This window comes from Microvirga pudoricolor (assembly GCF_016892705.1).
GTDB classification, from domain to species: domain Bacteria; phylum Pseudomonadota; class Alphaproteobacteria; order Rhizobiales; family Beijerinckiaceae; genus Microvirga; species Microvirga pudoricolor.
Window position 1 is genome coordinate 616,558 of record NZ_JAFEMB010000001.1, and the last position, 18,330, is coordinate 634,887.

The 18,330-nt window shown below is 61.2% G+C and carries 9 protein-coding genes; 4 read left to right on the forward strand and 5 right to left on the reverse strand.

The features are described from left to right. The first annotated feature begins 47 nt into the window (after window positions 1–47). Complete coding sequence (locus ILT42_RS02965; RefSeq protein WP_204213824.1) at window positions 48–674, forward strand: S24 family peptidase; 627 nt, start codon at window positions 48–50, stop codon at window positions 672–674. A 2-nt stretch (window positions 675–676) separates the two neighbouring features. On the opposite strand, the gene ILT42_RS02970 is transcribed toward ILT42_RS02965, so the two are convergent. Together ILT42_RS02970 and ILT42_RS02975 are read right to left on the reverse strand one after the other, a co-directional pair. Continuing rightward, window positions 677–2,410 carry a lysine--tRNA ligase gene (locus tag ILT42_RS02970; protein WP_204213825.1) on the reverse strand — a complete coding sequence of 578 codons (1,734 nt, stop codon included), beginning with the start codon at window positions 2,408–2,410 and terminating at the stop codon, window positions 677–679. A gap of 226 nt (window positions 2,411–2,636) precedes the next feature. After that, a complete protein-coding gene (locus ILT42_RS02975; RefSeq protein ID WP_204213826.1) occupies window positions 2,637–3,488 on the reverse strand; it encodes a transporter substrate-binding domain-containing protein in 852 nt (283 codons plus the stop codon). A 79-nt stretch (window positions 3,489–3,567) separates the two neighbouring features. On the opposite strand from ILT42_RS02975, the gene ILT42_RS02980 reads away from it, so the two are divergent. Continuing rightward, on the forward strand, window positions 3,568–5,436 hold the full coding sequence (locus ILT42_RS02980; RefSeq protein WP_204213827.1) for a glycosyltransferase family 2 protein: 1,869 nt from the start codon (window positions 3,568–3,570) through the stop codon (window positions 5,434–5,436). Here the strand turns inward: ILT42_RS02980 and ILT42_RS02985 are convergent. Further along, window positions 5,379–5,651, reverse strand: a complete 273-nt coding sequence (locus tag ILT42_RS02985) for a hypothetical protein (RefSeq protein WP_204213828.1) — start codon at window positions 5,649–5,651, stop codon at window positions 5,379–5,381. The genes ILT42_RS02980 and ILT42_RS02985 overlap by 58 nt on opposite strands. Before the next feature lie 76 nt (window positions 5,652–5,727). Between ILT42_RS02985 and ILT42_RS02990 the strand changes: the two genes are divergently transcribed. Continuing rightward, window positions 5,728–6,219, forward strand: coding sequence for a DUF930 domain-containing protein (locus ILT42_RS02990; RefSeq protein WP_204213829.1), 492 nt, complete (start codon window positions 5,728–5,730; stop codon window positions 6,217–6,219). Window positions 6,220–6,338: 119 nt separating this feature from the next. Beyond that, window positions 6,339–7,538: a YihY/virulence factor BrkB family protein gene (locus ILT42_RS02995; RefSeq protein ID WP_204213830.1), complete on the forward strand. Its 1,200-nt coding sequence runs from the start codon at window positions 6,339–6,341 to the stop codon at window positions 7,536–7,538. A gap of 520 nt (window positions 7,539–8,058) precedes the next feature. Here the strand turns inward: ILT42_RS02995 and ILT42_RS03000 are convergent. Beyond that, window positions 8,059–11,385 (reverse strand): cadherin domain-containing protein, encoded by a 3,327-nt coding sequence (locus tag ILT42_RS03000; protein WP_204213831.1) that lies wholly within the window; start codon window positions 11,383–11,385, stop codon window positions 8,059–8,061. A gap of 343 nt (window positions 11,386–11,728) precedes the next feature. After that, entirely contained in the window at window positions 11,729–17,809 is a 6,081-nt protein-coding gene (locus ILT42_RS23160; protein ID WP_204213832.1) for a hypothetical protein, read from the reverse strand. Window positions 17,810–18,330 lie beyond the last annotated feature (521 nt).

Consider the following 18,330-nt stretch of genomic DNA (forward strand, 5'->3'; position numbering starts at 1 on the left):
TGCGGGTTCTATTCCCATGTGTCCGGCAACGTTGAAGGTTCATAGCCATGTTGTCTCACGACCGCGTTTGGGCCGCCATCGATGCCCTGGCATCGCGCTACGGCATGACCGCATCCGGACTGGCCCGCAAGGCAGGCCTCGATGCGACGAGCTTCAACAAGTCCAAGCGAACGAGTCCTGAGGGCCGGGACCGATGGCCGTCCACGGAGTCGATCTCCAAGATCCTGCAGGCCACGGGCGCCAGCCTGGAAGACTTCCTGCGGCTGGTGGACCCGGCCTCCGCGTCCGGAGCGCCGTCGATCCCCATGACCAGCACCGAGCGGGCCGGAAACGTGACGCTGCCTCAGCCCGGCCAGCCCCCAGCCGGCCCGGACTGGCAGACCTTTTCGTTCCCGAATCTGGGGTCCGAGCAAGCCTTCGCCCTTGAAGTGCGCGGCGGCGATCTGGCGCCCCTCTACCGGGACGGCAATGTGCTGATCGTGTCGCCCGCCGCCTCGCCGGGCCGGGGCGACCGGGTCGTCATTCGCAGGACCGGCGGCGGCCTTCTGGCGGGGGAGTTCGTGCGGCGCAGCGCCGAGTCCGTGGACGTGACGGCGTCGCCGGGCGCCGACGAGCAGGCGGTCCCGGCAGGCGACATCGCGTGGATCGCCCGCGTGATGTGGGCGCGGCTCTGAGGTCAGGCCGCGCGCCCGGCGCTCCGCTTCGCCAGAAACTCCTCATGCTCCCGCACGAGCCCGCCTGACAGGGCCTTATCGATCAGGGCGCGGGTTTCCGCCACGCCGTAGAGCGCCACGAACGAGCCGAAGCGAGGACCCCGCGCCTCGCCCAGCAGCACCTGGTAGATCGTGTTGAACCACTCGATGGACACGCCGGGCCGTTCGGGCGTGGCGCCCTTGGCCTTGAAGTCCTGATAGCGGGGCTCGGCCCGGCCCACATTGTAGATCTCGTCCTGGATGGCCTCCGCCGTCACGGCCTTCTCGCCCGTCTCGAAACCCGCCAGGACGTCGCTCAGGCGGCGCAGGGACGCGGCTTCGACCTCGTCGGCGGGGCGGTAGGCCTTCTGGGGCTTCACGAAATCCGTGAAATAGCGGATCGCGTTCCTCACGAGGCTGTCGAGGCGCGGGTGGGTGTCCGGCGAGACCCCCGGCGCGTAGCGGCGGATGAAGCCCCAGAGCACGGTGGGCTCCTCGGAATTGGCCACCGCCACGAGGTTGAGCAGCATGGAGAACGAGATCGTCGTTCCGCCATGATTGCTGCCTTGCGACGAGACGAGCTCCGCCGCGGGCGGATGGCCGCCGTGCAGATGCCAGACCGGGTTCGACAGGCGCATCTTCATATCCTGGGCCGGGTACTTCTCCAGGAAGGTCAGGTAGTCGTCCACCTGGCGCGGGATGACGTCGAAATACAGGCGCTTGGCCTCGCGCGGCTTGTTGAACATGAACAGGCCGAGGCTATCGGGCGTGCCGTAGGCCAGCCATTCCTCGATGGTGAGGCCGTTGCCCTTCGACTTGGAGATCTTCTGGCCTTTCTCGTCGAGGAACAGCTCGTAGTTGAACCCCTCCGGCGGCAGGCCGCCCAGGGCCTTGGCGATCTCGCCCGAGAGCTTCACGCTGTCGATCAGGTCCTTCCCGGCCATCTCGTAATCGACGCCCAGCGCGACCCAGCGCATCGCCCAGTCCGGCTTCCATTGCAGCTTGGCGTGGCCGCCGGTCACCGGGGTCTCGAAGCGCTCGCCGGTCTCGGGATCCCGCCACACGATGGTGCCCGCATCGAGATTGCGCTCCTCGAGCGGCACCTGCATCACGATCCCGGTCTTCGGGTGCACCGGCAGGAAGGGCGAGTAGGTCTGGCGCCGCTCCTCCCGGAGCGAGGGCAGCATGATCGCCATGACGGCGTCGTACCGTTCCAGCACCGTCAGCAGGGCCCGGTCGAAGCGGCCGGACCTGTAGCACTCGGTAGCCGACAGGAACTCGTAGTCGAAGCCGAAAGCGTCCAGGAACTCGCGAAGCTTCGCGTTGTTGTGGTGCGCGAAGCTCTCATGGGTGCCGAAGGGGTCCGGCACCTGGGTCAGCGGCTTGCCGAGGGACTGGGCCAGAAGCTCCTTGTTCGGCACGTTGTCGGGGACTTTGCGCAACCCGTCCATGTCGTCGGAGAAGGCATAGAGCTTCGTCGGGACCGTGTCGCCGGTCAGCACCCGGAAGGCATTGCGCACCATGGTGGTGCGGGCCACCTCGCCGAAGGTGCCGATATGCGGCAGGCCCGAGGGTCCGTAGCCGGTCTCGAACAGGACTTCCTTCTTGCCGGTCTTCCTCAGGCGTTCGATGAGCTTGCGCGCCTCCTCGAACGGCCACGCATTGGCGGTCTGGGCGGCTTCGACGAGGGCTGGATCGATGGAGAGGGACTGAGGCATGATTCCGGCTGGTGATTGCGGCTTGGGAAAGCGCGGGACACGAGAGCGATGTTTCTATGGGGTGGATCCCGTTCGCCTTCAAAAGTGGCGGTGAAACAAAGCGATGAGCTGATTCCACATCAGGGGGACCAGATCTAGAGCATCGATCCCGAAAGGGGAATGCCCTTCGGGGAGACGGCCTGCGCGCGTTTCGAAGCAGCCCGGCCCGCCCTTGCCACGGGCCGGCTCAGAACGGGCTGACCGGGAAGAACCGCAGGTAAAGCTCGGCGTATTTGCCGTCCTTCCAGAGCTGCTGCAGCCCGTAATCGAGAGCTCGCCGCAGCACCTCGTCGTCCTGGCGGACGACGAGGCCGATCCCCTCCCCGAAGAACCGGCTCTCCAGGTAGGGCCCGCCGACAAAGGCGCAGCAATCGGCGGATTCGACCCCTCCGAGCCAGAGCGAGAGGTTGAGACCGTCCGCGAACAGGTAGTCCACCTCCCCGGCCTTCAGGGCCGCCTGGGCATTGGGAAGCGTGTCGAAGGCCTTGAGGGTCGCCCCTGGCAGGAAGGCCTTGAGGTAGGCCTCGTGGGCCGTGCCGCCGAGCACCCCGACGGTCTTGCCCGCGAGGGCGCCCGCGGTGGGCTCGGGCTGTCGCCGGTCCTTGCGGGCCGCGAACCGGGCCGGGATCTTGAAGTAGGGATTGGTGACGAGAAAGCGCTGCCGCAGGGCCGCCGAGATCGGAAACCCGGCCGCCACCACATCCCCTTGGCGGTCCGCCAGGGCATCGAGGAGCATGTTGAAGCGGCGCACCTGAAGCGTGCAGGTCAAAGCCAGTTTCTCGCACAAGGCCCGGGATAGCTCGATGGAGAAGCCGGTCGGGTTGCCGTCGGGCCCCACGAAGGCCAGGGGCGGGAAGTCGTCGTCCACCAGAAACCGGACAGGCCTGAAGCCCGTGAGGTCGGGCTTGTCCATGGCGGCCCGCGGGTCCCAGAAATTCGGGATCGCCACCCCCTGCGCAACCGCAGACCCGGGCAGCAGGACCAGAAGCGCAACCGCCGGGATCAGATTCCACTTGATCCGGCCCACAAAGCGCGACACGAATATAATAACATTCGCAATTCCAACCACCGACGGTCCTCGTGCCTGCATCTCGACTTCCCGGCGGGAGCTATCCCCGTTGACGCGTCACGGTCAAGCCGGCCCATCGCACCCACGCGTCCTCCCGGGCGAGCTCGGCTTCCTCGCGGCTCACGGCGTCCCGCCCCGCCTGCTCCGGGCCGTGATGGCGCAGGCCGCGCTGGCGAACGTCTCGCCGGATCAGGTGCTCCTGGCCAACGGGCATGTCGAGCCGGACGTCTTCTACCGCGCCCTGGCCCGCGATCTTCGCCTCCCCTTCCTGATTGATCCTCGCCTCTCGGGGGCAACGGTCGCGACGGAGGCCGTCGGGCTCGGTCTGGCGCCGCTTGCCGGAGGTGGGTTCGTCGTGGCCCCGCGCGGGCGGCAGATCGATGTGCTCCGGCGCCTGCGGCCGTCCGGCGCAGGGCTCGCGCTCACCACCCCGGATCGTTTCGCGAAGGCGACCCTTCGCGCAAAGGGCGCGGTCCTGGCCTATCGGGCCGCCAACGACCTGCCCGACCGAGCGCCCTCGCATTCGTCGCGGGACGGCAGCTCGTCCTGGCAGATCGGCGCCCTCGCGGGCCTGAGCTTCGGCGCGTCCTTTTCCGTCGTGGGCGAGACGGGCCTGGGGCTCGGGATCCTGGCGGGCCTGTCCGGGAGCCTGTTCTTCTCCGCCGTCTGCCTGCGCCTCGCGACACTTCTCCTGGCCAGCCGGGTCGAGCCCGACGGACGGGCCTTCGTGGATGAAGGGCGGCTGCCGGTCTACACGGTGATCGTGGCGCTCTATCGCGAGCGGACGATCCTGCCTCAGCTCGTGGCCGCCCTGGCGGCTTTGCGTTATCCGGCCGCCAAGCTCGACATCAAACTCGTCCTGGAGGCCGACGACCCGGACACGCTCGCCGCCCTGGAGGCCATGCGCCTGCCCGGTTTCGTCAGCATTCTCGTGGCGCCGCCGGGCGCGCCCCGGACCAAGCCCCGCGCGCTCAATCTGGCCCTGCCTTTCGCGTGGGGCGACCTGGTGGTGCTCTACGACGCCGAGGACGTACCGGACCCGAACCAGCTCCGGCTCGCCGCCAGCCTCTTTGCCCGGTCCCCACCCGAGGTCGCCTGCCTGCAGGCGAGGCTCAGCATCGACAATACGGGGGATTCGGCCCTCACCCGACTTTTCACCATCGAATACGCGTCCCTGTTCGACGTCATCAATCCGGGACTGATCGGGATCGGAGCGCCGGTCCTCCTCGGCGGGACGTCGAATCACTTTCGCATGGAAGCCCTGCGGGCCATCGGAGGTTGGGACGCCTGGAACGTGACGGAGGACGCGGATCTCGGCATCCGTCTCGCGCGGCTGGGCTACCGGGTCGGGGATCTGCCCTCCCAGACCCTCGAAGAGGCACCGGCCAGGCTCGGCGAATGGATGCGACAGCGAACCCGATGGATGAAGGGCTTCATGCAAACCTGCATCTGCCATTCCCGCCATCCCGGACACGCGCTGCGGGAACTGGGCTTCTGGCGCTTCGCCGGCGCGGTGCTGGTCACGGCCGGCACGGTCGCCAGTGCCCTCGGCTATCCGATCTTCACGGCCCTGTGCCTCTATGCTTGGAACGCTCCCACCCCGGAAGGCGCGCTCACCCTCTGGCAGCTTCTGAGCCTGGAACTGTTCGTCCTCGGCCTGATCGGGATGCTGGCTCCGGCGCTCCTGGGGATCAAGCGCCGCAGGCTGCTGCGGCTCCTGCCCTGGGTGCCGCTTCTGCCGCTCTATTACGGCCTCGTCAGCGTGGCGGCGTGGCGGGCGCTCTTCGAGCTGGTGCTGTCGCCGTTCCACTGGCACAAGACCAGCCACGGCCATGCCCGCACCTCACGGACCGGACGGCTTCAGAAGCACCAGGCGAGGGCCGACACCACCATGTCGTTGAAGACGACGGGACCCTGAGCCGCCCACAGCAGCAACCCCGACGCCACCACGCACAGAACCGCGCCGCCGATGAGAAGGCGCGCGGTTAGGCCGGTCCTTTCGGATCCGGTCTCGGGCAGGGTCATATCCAGGTCCTGCTTCATGACGTTGCGTCCACCTCTCGCCCGATACCGCCGGCTGGGACGGATAGGGTCCACGAAAACGCGCCAGGACGCAAATTGTGTCCACATCATGGGTGGGCCATTCCCTCACCGCATATCGCGGCTCCCGACTTAGCGCTTCGGCCTCAGGCGCGGTCGGCCTAAAGCCATGCCTCCATCGCACTTCCCCGGCCGTTCGGCCGCAGGATCCATCCCGCCCAACGCCCCAGCCCGCGAGTCCATGCCCCCGATCCACCCACGCCTTCTTCGCGCACGTCTGTGTCACACGCTCCTGTTCGTCCTGGCCGCCGGCCTCGGCTCGTCCGCGCAAGCGGCCGGCAGCGCCGAGAAGGGGCTGATGCGGCTCGAGCCCAAGACCCGGATGATGCAGGTCTGCGACATCCGCATGGCGCGGGACATGCGCGGCAACAGGGATTACCCGGGCGTCGACCGCGTCATGGTCGATGCGGTGACGCGCCCGGCCATCGCGGACGATTCGGTGAGCGGGGACGGGGGCGCATTTCGGTCCAAGGGCCGGTGGTTCCGCTTCAGCTTCGCCTGCGAACTCGCCCCGGACCATCTCAAGGCGCTGGCGCTCACCTTCGAGATCGGCGACGAGATCCCTGAGGAGGAATGGGAGCGCTTCGGCCTATGGCGCTGAGCGTCCATGGATCCACAGGCCCGGCGCGCATCGCCGGAACTACCGCACACGGCCAGGGTTAGACGAGGACCATTCGTCTGATGCACCCCCTGCGGGCCCTGTGAGAGGTAGTTGAGGTCATGACCGCCCAGATCGGAAAACCGGAGCCCCGCGAATCGGCCACCGCCATGGCCTCGACCGCGTGGGCCCTGCTCGCGGGATGGGTGCTCGTGCGCCTCGTCACCTCCGGCGGACGCCCGCGCCCGCCCCTCGCCGAGCGTCGCCTGGCCGAGCGTCGCCGGGCCGAACGCCGCGTCCATGCGGAGCCTGGTGCACCCCCGCGCCCCGACGACAACCACGCCGATCCCGATGCGGCCCTGGCCGATCCGGCAGCAGCGGATCGGGGCCGCCATGCCGAGAGCCCGACCGAGATCCCCGCGCGGGGCTGGAAGGACATCGCCTACCGGGTCTATGAGGAGTTCAACCAGGACCACGTGACGTCCGTGGCGGCCGGCGTGACCTTCTATGCCCTGCTCGCCATCTTCCCGGCCATCGGCGCGCTCGTGTCAATCTATGGGCTCTTCGCCGATCCGGTCACGATTCAGGACCATCTCAACACCATGGCGGGGTTCCTGCCGGGCGGCGCCATGGAGATCATCGGCGAGCAGGTGCAGCGGATCGCCAGCGCTGGCAGCGGCAGCCTCGGCTTCGCCTTCCTGTTCGGCCTCGGCGTGTCCCTCTGGAGCGCCAATGCCGGCATGAAGGCGATCTTCGAGGCTCTCAACATCGTCTACGACGAGGAGGACAAGCGCAGCTTCATCGTGCTGAACGCCGTGAGCCTCGCCTTCACGTTCGGGGCGATCCTGTTCCTGCTCTTCGCGCTCGGGGCCGTGGTGGTGGTGCCCATCGCCCTCGACTTCGTCGGCCTGGGCAACGCGACCGAGTGGATCGTGAGGCTGGCCCGCTGGCCCATCCTGCTTCTCGGAATCGTGTTCGCGCTCGCGCTGGTCTACCGCTACGGCCCCAGCCGCGACCAACCGCAATGGCGCTGGATCACGCCTGGCAGCGTGCTGGCCGCCGTGCTCTGGGTTGTCGTCTCGATGCTGTTCTCCTGGTACGTCTCCAGCTTCGGCTCCTACAACGAGACCTACGGCTCGCTCGGCGCCGCGATCGGCTTCATGACCTGGATCTGGATCTCGACGATCATCATCCTGCTCGGCGCCGAGATCAACGCCGAGATGGAGCACCAGACGGCTCAGGACACGACGGAAGGCCACCGCCAGCCCCTGGGACACCGGGGCGCCACGATGGCCGACACCGTGGGAGAGGCGAAGGGGTGACCCGAAGAGGTCGCTCCCCGGAAGGCAACGCTTTGGGACGGCTTGGACGAGGGTGAACCGCCCATCGGCCGCCTCGCGTCAGGGTGCGTGGCGTGAGGCTTCTCCCCTGGGGTGCCTTGCGTGCGATGCCTCACGTCGGGATATTTTGCCTGGGATGCCTTGAGTCGGACGCCTTGATTGGGATGCCCTGCATCGGGATGCCTGGAGATCGACGCCGTGCAATCGGTCTCGTGGCGATCGTCCTCGAAACGATAAGACATCTGACGATCATTCTCTTGGGGATCAGGCATCTGGCGACAAGCTGTCGGAGATCAGGCTTTCGGTGATCCAGGGAGCGAGCGGATTTGCCCGGCGACGGTCTGGAGCCTCATCGACAGTTCGAGAGCGACGACCCAATCGCGATAGGTGGCTGAAGTGCCCTCAGTTGGATCATGCGCTGGACGCTTCGATCTTTCAAACGGAAAGAAGCTCGGCAGCGAAACTGCCGGGCTCCAAAGGTGATCAAGAGGTTTGCAGTCCCTCAGATGATGAAGAACTCTTTGTGCGTGAAGTTGTGCGCGATCGTGTTCTTGCCCTTCTTGATGGGATCGATGGTCGCGATCTGAACCGCGGCCTTCCCGCCCATGCCGTCGGCATCGTACCAGAGCTTGCCGTCAGCATTATTGAAGATCAGTTTGTGGTCGGCCGAGGTGCCTTCCTTGACGCCCTTCACAGTGACCTGCGCGAAGAACTTCTCCGCCAGCTTCTTCGGCGAGGTTTCCGTTCCCTTCTTGGTCGCCTTGAAGAGAGACTTGGCGGCCTTGCCCGTGAACAGCGCGTTGTCGATCCAGATCTGGTCCTTCGAGACGTTATAGTCCTTGATCTTATCGACGTTGTTCTTGGCGAACTTGGTGCTGAACACGAACGTGTCCTTGCCCTGAGGCCCCTTCGCCACGCCGGTGTCGCCCGTCAAGGTGTCCTTGCCGGCCCCGCCCCAGAGGGTGTCGTTGCCCAGGCCACCGGCGATTTTGTCGGCAAGAGCGCCGCCCTTGATCACGTCGTTGTCCTGGGACCCGGCGGTGATCTCCGGGTTCACGTCCGAGACCTTGATCTCCATAACCTTCTGGAAGGTCAGGCCACCCGCGTCGGTCACCTTCACAGTCACCTTGTGCATCGCAGCCTGCTCGAAATCGAGCTTGATGCCGTTGGTGACCTTGATCTGCTTGGTGACGTTGTCGATCGAGAAGCGACCGCCGGCGTTGTCGAGGAGTTCGAAGTTGAACGCCCCCCCATTGACATCCACCGCCGCCAGGTTCCCCACCACGGCCCCATTCGCGGAGAGCTCGGCGATCGTCGAGTTGCTCAGCGTGATGTCGGTCGGGGCGGAGTTGACGATCACATTTTCATTTACGTCAGCGACGTTGATGGTGAAGGCCTGCGACGATGTGCTGTAAGCGCCGCTGCTGTCCTTTGCCTTCACATAAACCGTGAAGAACTTAGCGCCAGCAGGCAAGGCTTCATAATCCAGAACCTTGCCGGGAGCGAGCTTGAGCTGGTTACCCTCGATGATGAACATGTCGTTGGCATCGCCACCACCGGCCTCGGTCGTGTCGAACTCGTAGGTCATGCCCACCGTCGTCTCATTGTCGGTCGCAGAAAGCGTACCGGCGAACGCGACATTCTCGTTCACTGTGACGACGGTGCCGTTGTTCAGCTTTGGCGTCGACGGCGGAGTGTTCACCGGGAGTACGGCGATTGTCTTCGTGATAGGGTCGGATCTCAATGTACCATCGACCGCGACGATCTTGAGCGTCTTGTTGCCAACATCGCCTGCAACCGCATCACGCTTGGCCGTAATCTGGCCAGACGTTTCATTGATGGTGAACAAGCCGCTGTCATCCGTGTCCGAGTACGTCACGTTGTCAGAAAGAAGGAACTTATAGCCGTTGTTCATGTACGCGGGCGTCGTATCGGGATCGACCGCTGTTGCTTTCACGATCGAATTGCCCGTCCGCGTGAGGCCCACTTGGACGACTGCAACCTCTCCAAAGTTGATGCCAGTAGCCTTCTCATTCACGTCAGCGACGTTGATGGTGAAGGCCTGAGACGATATGCTGTAGGCTCCGTTGCCGTCTCTGGCCTTCACATAGACGGTGAAGTATTTTGCCCCGACACCAAGTGCTTCGTAGTTGAGAACTTTTCCAGGCGCTAGCTTGAGCTGGTTACCGTCGATGATGAACATGTCATTGGCATCGCCACCACCCGCTTGGGTCGTGTCGAACTCATAGGTCATGCCTACCGTTGTTTCATTATCGGTCGCCGAAAGCGTACCGGAGAATGAGACGCCCTCGTTAACCGTCACAGCTATGCCGTTATCGAGCTTTGGCGTTGAGGGAGGAGTATTCGAGGTTCCGGCTGCGAAGATGGTGACCGCGTGATCGACGGCGGAGGATCGCAAAGCTGTATCTGAATCGTCGACGGCCACGACCTTGAAGGTCTTGTTGCCAACGTCCGTGGCGACGACATCCCTGGTTACGATGATCTGGCCCTGAGCATTGAAGGCGAAAAGGCCATCGTAAGCCGTATCGACCAAGCTCCCGTCAGTCAGCTGGAACTTCAACACGTTTCCAGAGTAGGCAGGCGTCGTGTCAGGGTCGGTTATAGTCGTAGCAACAACAACCGCGTTCGCGCGTGTTGTCCCGGCAGTGATGGTGTTGTTGCTGCCGATTGCTACTGTTGCCTTCTCGTTGACGTCCGTGAGCGTGAAGGTGAAATTCTGAGTGGCTGAAAGTGCACCTGTCCCGTTGGCGAGGTCCTTGACCGTTACGGCTAGCGTAAACGTCCTTGTGCCCTCGAAATTGAGCACAGCACCATCCTTGACAGAAATCTCGCCGGAGACGGCATCGATTTCAAAATTGGAGTTTGAAGCAATAAAGTACCTGAGATCCGAAGCTGGGCCGTCATCGTCAGCCGTAACCTTACCTACGATCTGCCCTGCACCCTTGTTCTCCTCAAGCGATACTGCCGTGCCTCCAGTCGTTAGACGAATGTTATCAGGCTCTTCATTTCCGGCTACATCTTTGACCGTGATGGTGAAGGTTTTGTCGACTTCTTTACCGCTGGTATCGGTCACCCTAACTGTGAGCTGGCGATCTGTTGTCGTCGTAACCTGTAGCGCCGCAGGATTGTTGACCTGGATCTCATAAACACCTGTCGCGGGATTAGCGAAGACTTTGAAGGCGTTATCGGCATTTCCAGATACGATAGAGAATTTTGTCTGGCTTACGTCGCCATTGTCAGCAACGTCCTCGTCATCGAAGATCTTGATGACCGCGACTTTATCGCTGACGCTAGCATTCTCATTGATCTGTATTTTTTCGAACGGTGTGCCGTTCCCCGGATCAATGTTTGTGGTCCCGTCAGCCCTGAAGATGTTAAGCGTCGGATCCTCTGCCACGTCCGTGATATTGATGGTAAAATACGCTACGTAATCGTGCCCACCAACCGTCTGAGTGAAATAGACCTGATTGGCAAATTCGTATTTATTATCTTCAACATTCGAGTACTCTGCTCCACCTAAATTTGTTGTTAGGTAAAACTCGTATGTAGCTCCTACCTGAACTTTCTCAATCTTATACTTACCCTCGACTGTAGGGCCGCGATTACCCTTATCATCGCCTACGTTATTGTCTCCATAGTACGGCACGAGATTGATGGCAGACAGGTCGGCAGTAGCGGGGAAACCATATATCTTCGCAAGGCGAACATTTGCCTCAGTGTTCTCCGGCACATCGACTCTGCGCGGATCCCCTGAAGACACCACATATGACGAGTTAATCTGTTCCAGATTAAGGTTATAAAGGCCCATGAAAAATCTCTATTTCTTGAGTGAAGAAAGGGAAAATCGGTCGAAACTGCCCCTAAGGACGCAAACATATCTGTAACATAAATGTAATGCAATATCCTTTCGTATTCACTGATTGTGCAGCTTTGCATTTGAGCAGCATGGATTTCCCCGCTGTGGCAAAGCCGTCACGACCTGCTTGCGTTCGCGAATGCCGCACAGGCTAACGCCTGCTGACATGCAAGTTCCAACAGGCAATTCTTTGATGGCGAGCGGGACACCTCTGAGCCGGCCCGCACACTGACCTTATTATCGGTGAGCGATCTGACGCAGCCACCGTGTTCAAGCACGGTGGCTGCGGGACCGATTAAGCAATGATCCAGAAGTCCGCTATACTCATGTGAGCAGGCTTCTGACTATCGAAGGAGATGATTTCGATGGCAGGCGCACTCGATGCTCCGTTCGCGCTGCCATCTCGATCATAATAAATTTTACCGAGAGACGGATCGTAAATGATGCGCCTCGTGCCAGCATCGACGTCAGTGACTTTGCCTTCGAAGTACGAAGCCGCCCTCATTTGAATGCCTTCAGGCGAGGTGGACGGAACTGACCCTAGATTAAACAGTGACGCCTTGAACACGATAAGATCGCGATTGTCAGAGGTCTGCGAGAAATCCTTGATCGTGTCACGGTGTTTGAGAGCCGGAGTCGTATCGAAGTAGAAGTGATCATTCCCAGCGCCGCCGGTAAGCACATCCCGGCCAAAGCCTCCATACAGCTTGTCATTTCCTCCACCGCCACCAAGCGTATCGTTGCCGGTTCCGCCCTTGATGATATCGTCAAAGTTTGAACCGCCGGTGCTTTCCGCGCCGAGATCCTTAACACTGATGGCAAACTCTCTCGTTATTGCGTTTGTGCCATCCGACACCTGAATCTTGAGCGGGATCGAGCCGGCTTGCTCAAAGTCGATCTTGACACCGTTAGAGACAACAAGTCTGCTTCCGCTACCGGATGTGGATACGATCTTGAACACTCCATCATCGGCCGTGAGCGAACCATCTGATTTCACAATCATATAGGTCAACGCGTCGTTATCCAAATCCCGCGCAGTTAAATCGCCGATGGGCGTGTTCGGGTTCGAAAGCTCGCGTACGATATTGTCCGACAACTCCAAGTCCGTTGGAGCATTGTTGCCGCCACCACCAGGCTCCTCGCCCGATCCGTCGGGAATGTCCGTCGGGTCGTCTGGGATTGTTCCGGGGGGGGGGCCGTCGATGAACTTGATGATCTCGATGCCGGCGTTCTTGTAGGCGGTCTCGGCTGCCGCGAGCTCTGCGGGGCTGGCGTATAGGCCGCGATACAGGTAGGCGGTGTCGGCCGAGCTGATGTTGGTGGTGCCTGAGATCTCGCCGCGGACGACGTCACCCTTGTTCACGATGTAGTAGACGTCGTTTCCGTGACCGCCTTCGAGGGTGTGGGTCTCGGTTGCCGATCCGCCATGGAGCGTGTCGGCGAAGTCGTGGCCAATCAGGGTTCTAACGCCCAGATTGCCGATCAGGAAGGCTCCCTTCTTCTCGCCGTCTTCCTTCTCGCCCGAGGTGTAGTCGTCGCCGACCCACATCGCCTCGATGCCGACGCCGTCGGCCACGTGATACCAAGCTGCTTTCACCTCGACAACGTCGTTGACACCCGCGGCAGACCCCATCGCCTCGGTGACGACCGTGCCATTGGAGTGCACGACGTAGAAGTCGCTGCCGTCGCCGCCGACCAGGGTGTCGGTACCGCCGCCGCCGTCGAGCCTGTCCACACCGTTGCCACCGATGATCGTGGTGTTGAAGGCGTTGCCCACGAGGGTGACGCCATCGTTCTTCGTGGTCCGCATGTGGTGGACCTTGGCGGTCGATGCGAGGGTGTAGCTCACGGACGTGACGACCCTGTTATCGCCTTCCACATCGTTGATCACGGCATTGGCGTTGTCGATCTGGTAGGTGTCGTGTCCGGCGCCGCCGATCAGTTCCATGGCTCTCGTGCCGGTACCGGTGGCGATGTAGTCGTCATAGGCCCCACCGACGATGGTCTTGGTGTAGGTGTTGCCGGTGATCGTGAACCCGATATCCGGCGCAGCCGTGGTGTCGGCCTGGAGATGCTCGATCTCGACGCCGTCCTGAGCCGTGTAGCTCTGGGTCGAGAAGTAGACGGTGTCTTCCCCCCCTCCAACAGCTTCGACCACCACGTCGTTGGCGTTCGACACATAGTAGATGTCGTTGCCCTTGCCGCCGTCGAGGGTGTCGCCGGCCAAGCCGGACGCATTCAGGCCGCCGGAGAGCGTGTCTTCCAAATCCGTGGCGACCAGGCGCTGCGAGACGCCATTGCCGGTGAATTTCACGGCGACCGCGCCAGTGGCCAGGGTCTTGCGTGACGCAATGAGCTCCTCGACGGATCCGCCGGTGACCGTATCGGAGACCGGGCGAAGTGTATACGCGTTGCGGCCCAGCTCCATATTGTGGAAATAGGCGATGTCATGCCCGCCGATGGCGGCTGTCTCCTTCTCGATGATGATGTCGTCGGCGTCAACATAATAGGTATCGTCGCCGTTGCCGCCACTGAGCGTGTCGGCTCCGCCGGACGCGTCCGGGGAGGTGAAAACGTCGCCGAGCGTCTGTTTCGCCGAGCTTCCGATGATGTAGTTGCTCGACGAGCTTCCGCGCAGCGCCATGTCGCCCGCGATGGCGGAGCCGTCCAGCGTCTCGATGCCGGCGGTGATCGTGTAGGTCTTGTCGACCGTTCCGAAGAACGTTCCCTGGAGCTTGACCTTATCCTGGCCTCTGGTCTCCGCACCGTTTTTGTCGGTCTCGACGGCAAGCTGGGTTTGCCGGGTGATGATGTAGACGTCATCGCCGTCCATGCCGTAGAGCAGATCCCGGCCGGCGCTTCCGCCGTCCAAGGTATTGTTCTTGTTGTTCCCCGTGATGACGTTGTCGGCGCTGTTGCCGAGCAGAGAAATTTCCTCCGTTGCAGAGAACGCGTCGAGGTCTTCGAAGTTGTCCAGCAACAGGTAGGACCGCAGGTTGCTGACGATGCGGACCGTGTCCTTGCCGCCGCCCGCGTCCTCGACCAGTTTCTCGCTGTAGCCGTCGATGATGTAGACATCGTTGCCCGCGCCGCCCTTCAAGGTGTCGGGCCCATTGGACGCGCTTCCGCCTTGCAGGGTGTCGGCGCCGCCGCCGCCTTCGATGGTCTGCGTGAGATTATTGCCCGTGAGGGCAATTCCCGTGTCGACGGCCGCCTTCAGCAGCTCGATGCCGGAGTTCGGAGCGAGGGAGTAGGAGACGTGGGCCTGCACCTGGTCCGCCGTCCCGGCGGCCGCGTCGGAAATTTCATTGACCCGGTCGCCCGAGCGCCTGACGATGTAGATGTCGTTTCCGAGCCCGCCATGCATGTCGTCGGCCGCATCCACCGCGCTGCCGCCGCCGTCGAGGGTATCGTTACCGTCGTTGCCGTCCAAAAGATTGGCGTGGATGTTGCCGATGATATGATTGGCGATGCCGTTACCTCTCAGCGTGATGCTGAGAGTGCTGTCATAGGCCTTCATGTTCTCGACATTGGCGCCGTTGGTCGCGAGGTCGTACTGGGTTCCGAAGCCTGCACCGACCAGGTAGGCCCAATCCAAGCCTTCACCTACGCCTTCTTTGATTTTGTCCGTCGTATAATTGACGATGTAGACATCGTCACCAATCCCGCCAACGAGCGAGTCTTCTCCGTCGCCGCCATCGAGCGTGTCGTTGCCGCCACCCCCATAGAGCGTATCGTTTCCTCCATCGCCCTCAAGCTTGTCGTCAGCAGTGTTCAAGCCGCCGAGAATATCGGCGTAGATCGTGCCGATCAGCCCCTCGATGGAGTCGTAGGTGTCGCCGTCGGCTTCGCCGGTGTTCGGACGGCTGCCCTCGACATTTCGATCCAGGAAAGCCGTGACGCCCTGGTTGTCCTCGGGATTTGCGTAGCTCGCGATGTCGAAGCCCGTGCCGCCGTTGAGTTGGTCGCGGCCTTGGCCGCCGTGAAGAGTGTCGTTGCCATGCACACCGAACAGTCGGTCATCTCCCCGGCCGCCAAACAGCACATCCGCGTCTGTGTCTCCGCTGGCAGGAATGTCGTCGCCACCGATCAGGAGATCATCGCCGCTCATCCCCATGAGGACGTCATTGCCGCCATTGCCTCTGACATTGTCGGGGGACGTGTCGGAGCCCTCGACGAAGTCCGCGCCACCGCCGGCCTCAATCGATGTTATCGAGGGATGCGCCTTGACGTAGATCGTGTCGTTGAAGTTGGTGCCGACGAGGACTTCGATCTCGGTGTAGAGATCGTTCTTGGCGAAGCCTGTGCTTTTTGAGGCATCATACAGGTTGATGATGATGCCTTCCTTCGAATTAGCGTAGCTGACCCTATCGATGCCAGTGTCAGCACCAAGTCCACCGCCGCCGAAGTAGCGGTCGTCGCCCTCGCCACCCATGAGGATGTCGGAGCCCTGCCCTCCGAAGAGGGTGTCGTTGCCGTCACCAGCGTCAAGTGTGTCGTCGGAGTGCGTACCAGTCCATTGCTTATCCTTGAACGGATCCGAAGGGTCCTGTGTCCAGTTATAATTGTGGGGGCGGGGATCGAAAATCTGCGTATAAGCATCACCTTCGTTGTCGTCCTCCGCCTTCTGGCCCTTTGTACCGAACCAATTCCAGTCTACGCTATAGCGGCCATCATCCAAGCCCGTAACCGAAACCGATCCAACTTGCTTTTGGTCACCAACGCCACCGACATAATTCTCGCTAATTACAACTCCGTCACGAGTGTAATGTCTTGTCCAAACATTCTTGCCAATGACATAAGCTACGACGATTGTCTTGCCTGCGTCGTTGAGCGTTGAGAAAGACAATTGCTCCGCGTTTATATCGATATTAAATTCGACGCCGACTATGTTCAAATCCGCGTCGTAAATCTTATACTTCCAACTGGGCGTTCCGGTAATGTTATGCCGCCAAGCTACGACGAACTCATTGCTCGTCCACGAGCCGACCTGGACGGGGACATAGGAGCCGTGGCCGGTTGATAGCACAAGTTCCTTATCATTGGATGCGCCATCCGGCGACAAAACCTTGGCGATAATTTTCCCTGACCCGGACGAACCGTCATAAGTCGAGTAGGCCGCAACGAGCTTACCGTTTTCTAGACCAGAGAGTGCTCGCGTTGTACTGTACAGTACTTTGGCGGTCGAGGTGAAAGATTTTGTATGATTGCCAAGACTGTCATAGACATCAATGTATTGATAATCTCTGTTGGACGGGTTGTTGCTGTTGAGATCGCTAGCCCATGTGGCGATAGCGAATCCGCCAGTCTTTAAGCTTGTGATACTTGCGTTTTTTGCAAATTTAGCACTATCAGATGCGACTTTTCCGGGCTCGAATTGTCGCGCCCCAAAATAGTCGTACATCGTGAAGTAAGTATCGTAATTGTCGCTGGTTTTCGACTTCTGCAGCCACGTGAAGCCGATTTTGCCGCCACTTAGATCCGTCGTTCTGAGACCTTTAAAGTCAAAATCTTCTAGTATGAGACCTGACTTGAACCCCCTGAAGCCGGAGCCATCTGGGCGGAAAGAATATGCTTGAAAGCCATAGTACCACCCTTCCTTCGTATTGGTGCCGTAGTTATATGGAACATATAAATAAGTGTCAGACGATGTCAGTATTGTACCGTCCTTCAAGCTTATCGATACGCTCTGCTCATCCCTACGATGAGTCTGTAGTCCATAACCCGTCCATAGATCGGCCTCGGAGAAGGTGTTGAGAGTGACACCTGAGGCTTGAGCTTGTTGACCGATGTCGAGCTCTTTGTCTTCAGCGTGGGCATCAAGCGGCCGAGTCAACGCATGATCTACTTCGACTGGGCGATGCTTTGCGATATCATTTACAGCAGAATTTGTTGAGGCAGTCTGGACTCCGTCAACATCTGAGCGCAGCGTTTTGGCATTGCCTTGACCCTTCGTCCCATACTCGATCAACAACCTTTGGGCATCGCCGCTTGCGTCCATACGGTCATATGGCGAAGCCCCGCTCTCCACCTTCACCGCATCCGCCGACACATGTCCTCCCCCGTCGAGCAGCCGCGCACTGAGGCTCCAGCGGCCCTGGCTCTCCTCCGCGCTCCACAGGGCCGCGAAACGGCCGTCGTCCAGGCGCACGAGGCGCGCCGACGCGACGTCGTCGTCTCCGCTCAGGGCGGCGGGCTTGCCCCGCGCCTCGCCCTGCGGGTCGAAGATCAGGCTCATGAGGCGGCCGCCGGCGTCGGAGGCGTCGATCCATGTGGCGAGGACGTCGCCGCCGGCCAAGACCAGCAATTGGTCGGCGCTCACCTGCGCGCGGATGCGGGTCTCGAGGCTTGGGCCGAGAGCGGAGGTGGAGGTCATGACGCAGTCCCTTCGTGCTGTCCCAGCAAACGCTAGGTTATTTCATATCATTATATACACGGTAACGCTTTTCAAGTGGAAGCTTAAGAATAATTAAGCGTTTCCCTACGCAACCTTATAGTTGTGCCGATCGGAAAATTCTTAACCTGCCGTAGCGGAGGTCGATCACCATGACCGTATCCGCAAGAGGGTTCCGTAAGGGCTTCACGGTCCCGCTTATGCAAAGCGGCTTTGTTCGATACAACTCCTCGAATAGAGAGGAGCGGGCGCGACATTCTCGTCTGCTGGACAACCAAGAGCCGAGGCTGCAAGGCTGGGCGTTGCCTTTGAGGAAGCGCGTCTGACCTTAGCGCCTGAGCCCGTTTACACGCGCGATGTCCTCGTGCGACCCATTAACCATCCGATGATACATCTCTTGGTTATTTACTATTTACTTCATATACCAAAAGTTGCGGTATCGGAATATCTTCCAGGTCTGTCGCGCTCTTCTGTCATAAAGTTGCGATCGCGATCAGATCCGC

Bases quoted from the DNA above. Each gene is read 5' to 3' on its own strand.
- ILT42_RS02965 (WP_204213824.1), top strand. From the start codon at position 48: ATGTTGTCTCACGACCGCGTTTGGGCCGCCATCGATGCCCTGGCATCG.
- ILT42_RS02970 (WP_204213825.1), bottom strand. From the start codon at position 2,410: ATGCCTCAGTCCCTCTCCATCGATCCAGCCCTCGTCGAAGCCGCCCAG.
- ILT42_RS02985 (WP_204213828.1), bottom strand. From the start codon at position 5,651: ATGATGTGGACACAATTTGCGTCCTGGCGCGTTTTCGTGGACCCTATC.
- ILT42_RS02990 (WP_204213829.1), top strand. From the start codon at position 5,728: ATGCCTCCATCGCACTTCCCCGGCCGTTCGGCCGCAGGATCCATCCCG.
- ILT42_RS02995 (WP_204213830.1), top strand. From the start codon at position 6,339: ATGACCGCCCAGATCGGAAAACCGGAGCCCCGCGAATCGGCCACCGCC.
- ILT42_RS03000 (WP_204213831.1), bottom strand. From the start codon at position 11,385: ATGGGCCTTTATAACCTTAATCTGGAACAGATTAACTCGTCATATGTG.
- ILT42_RS23160 (WP_204213832.1), bottom strand. From the start codon at position 17,809: ATGACCTCCACCTCCGCTCTCGGCCCAAGCCTCGAGACCCGCATCCGC.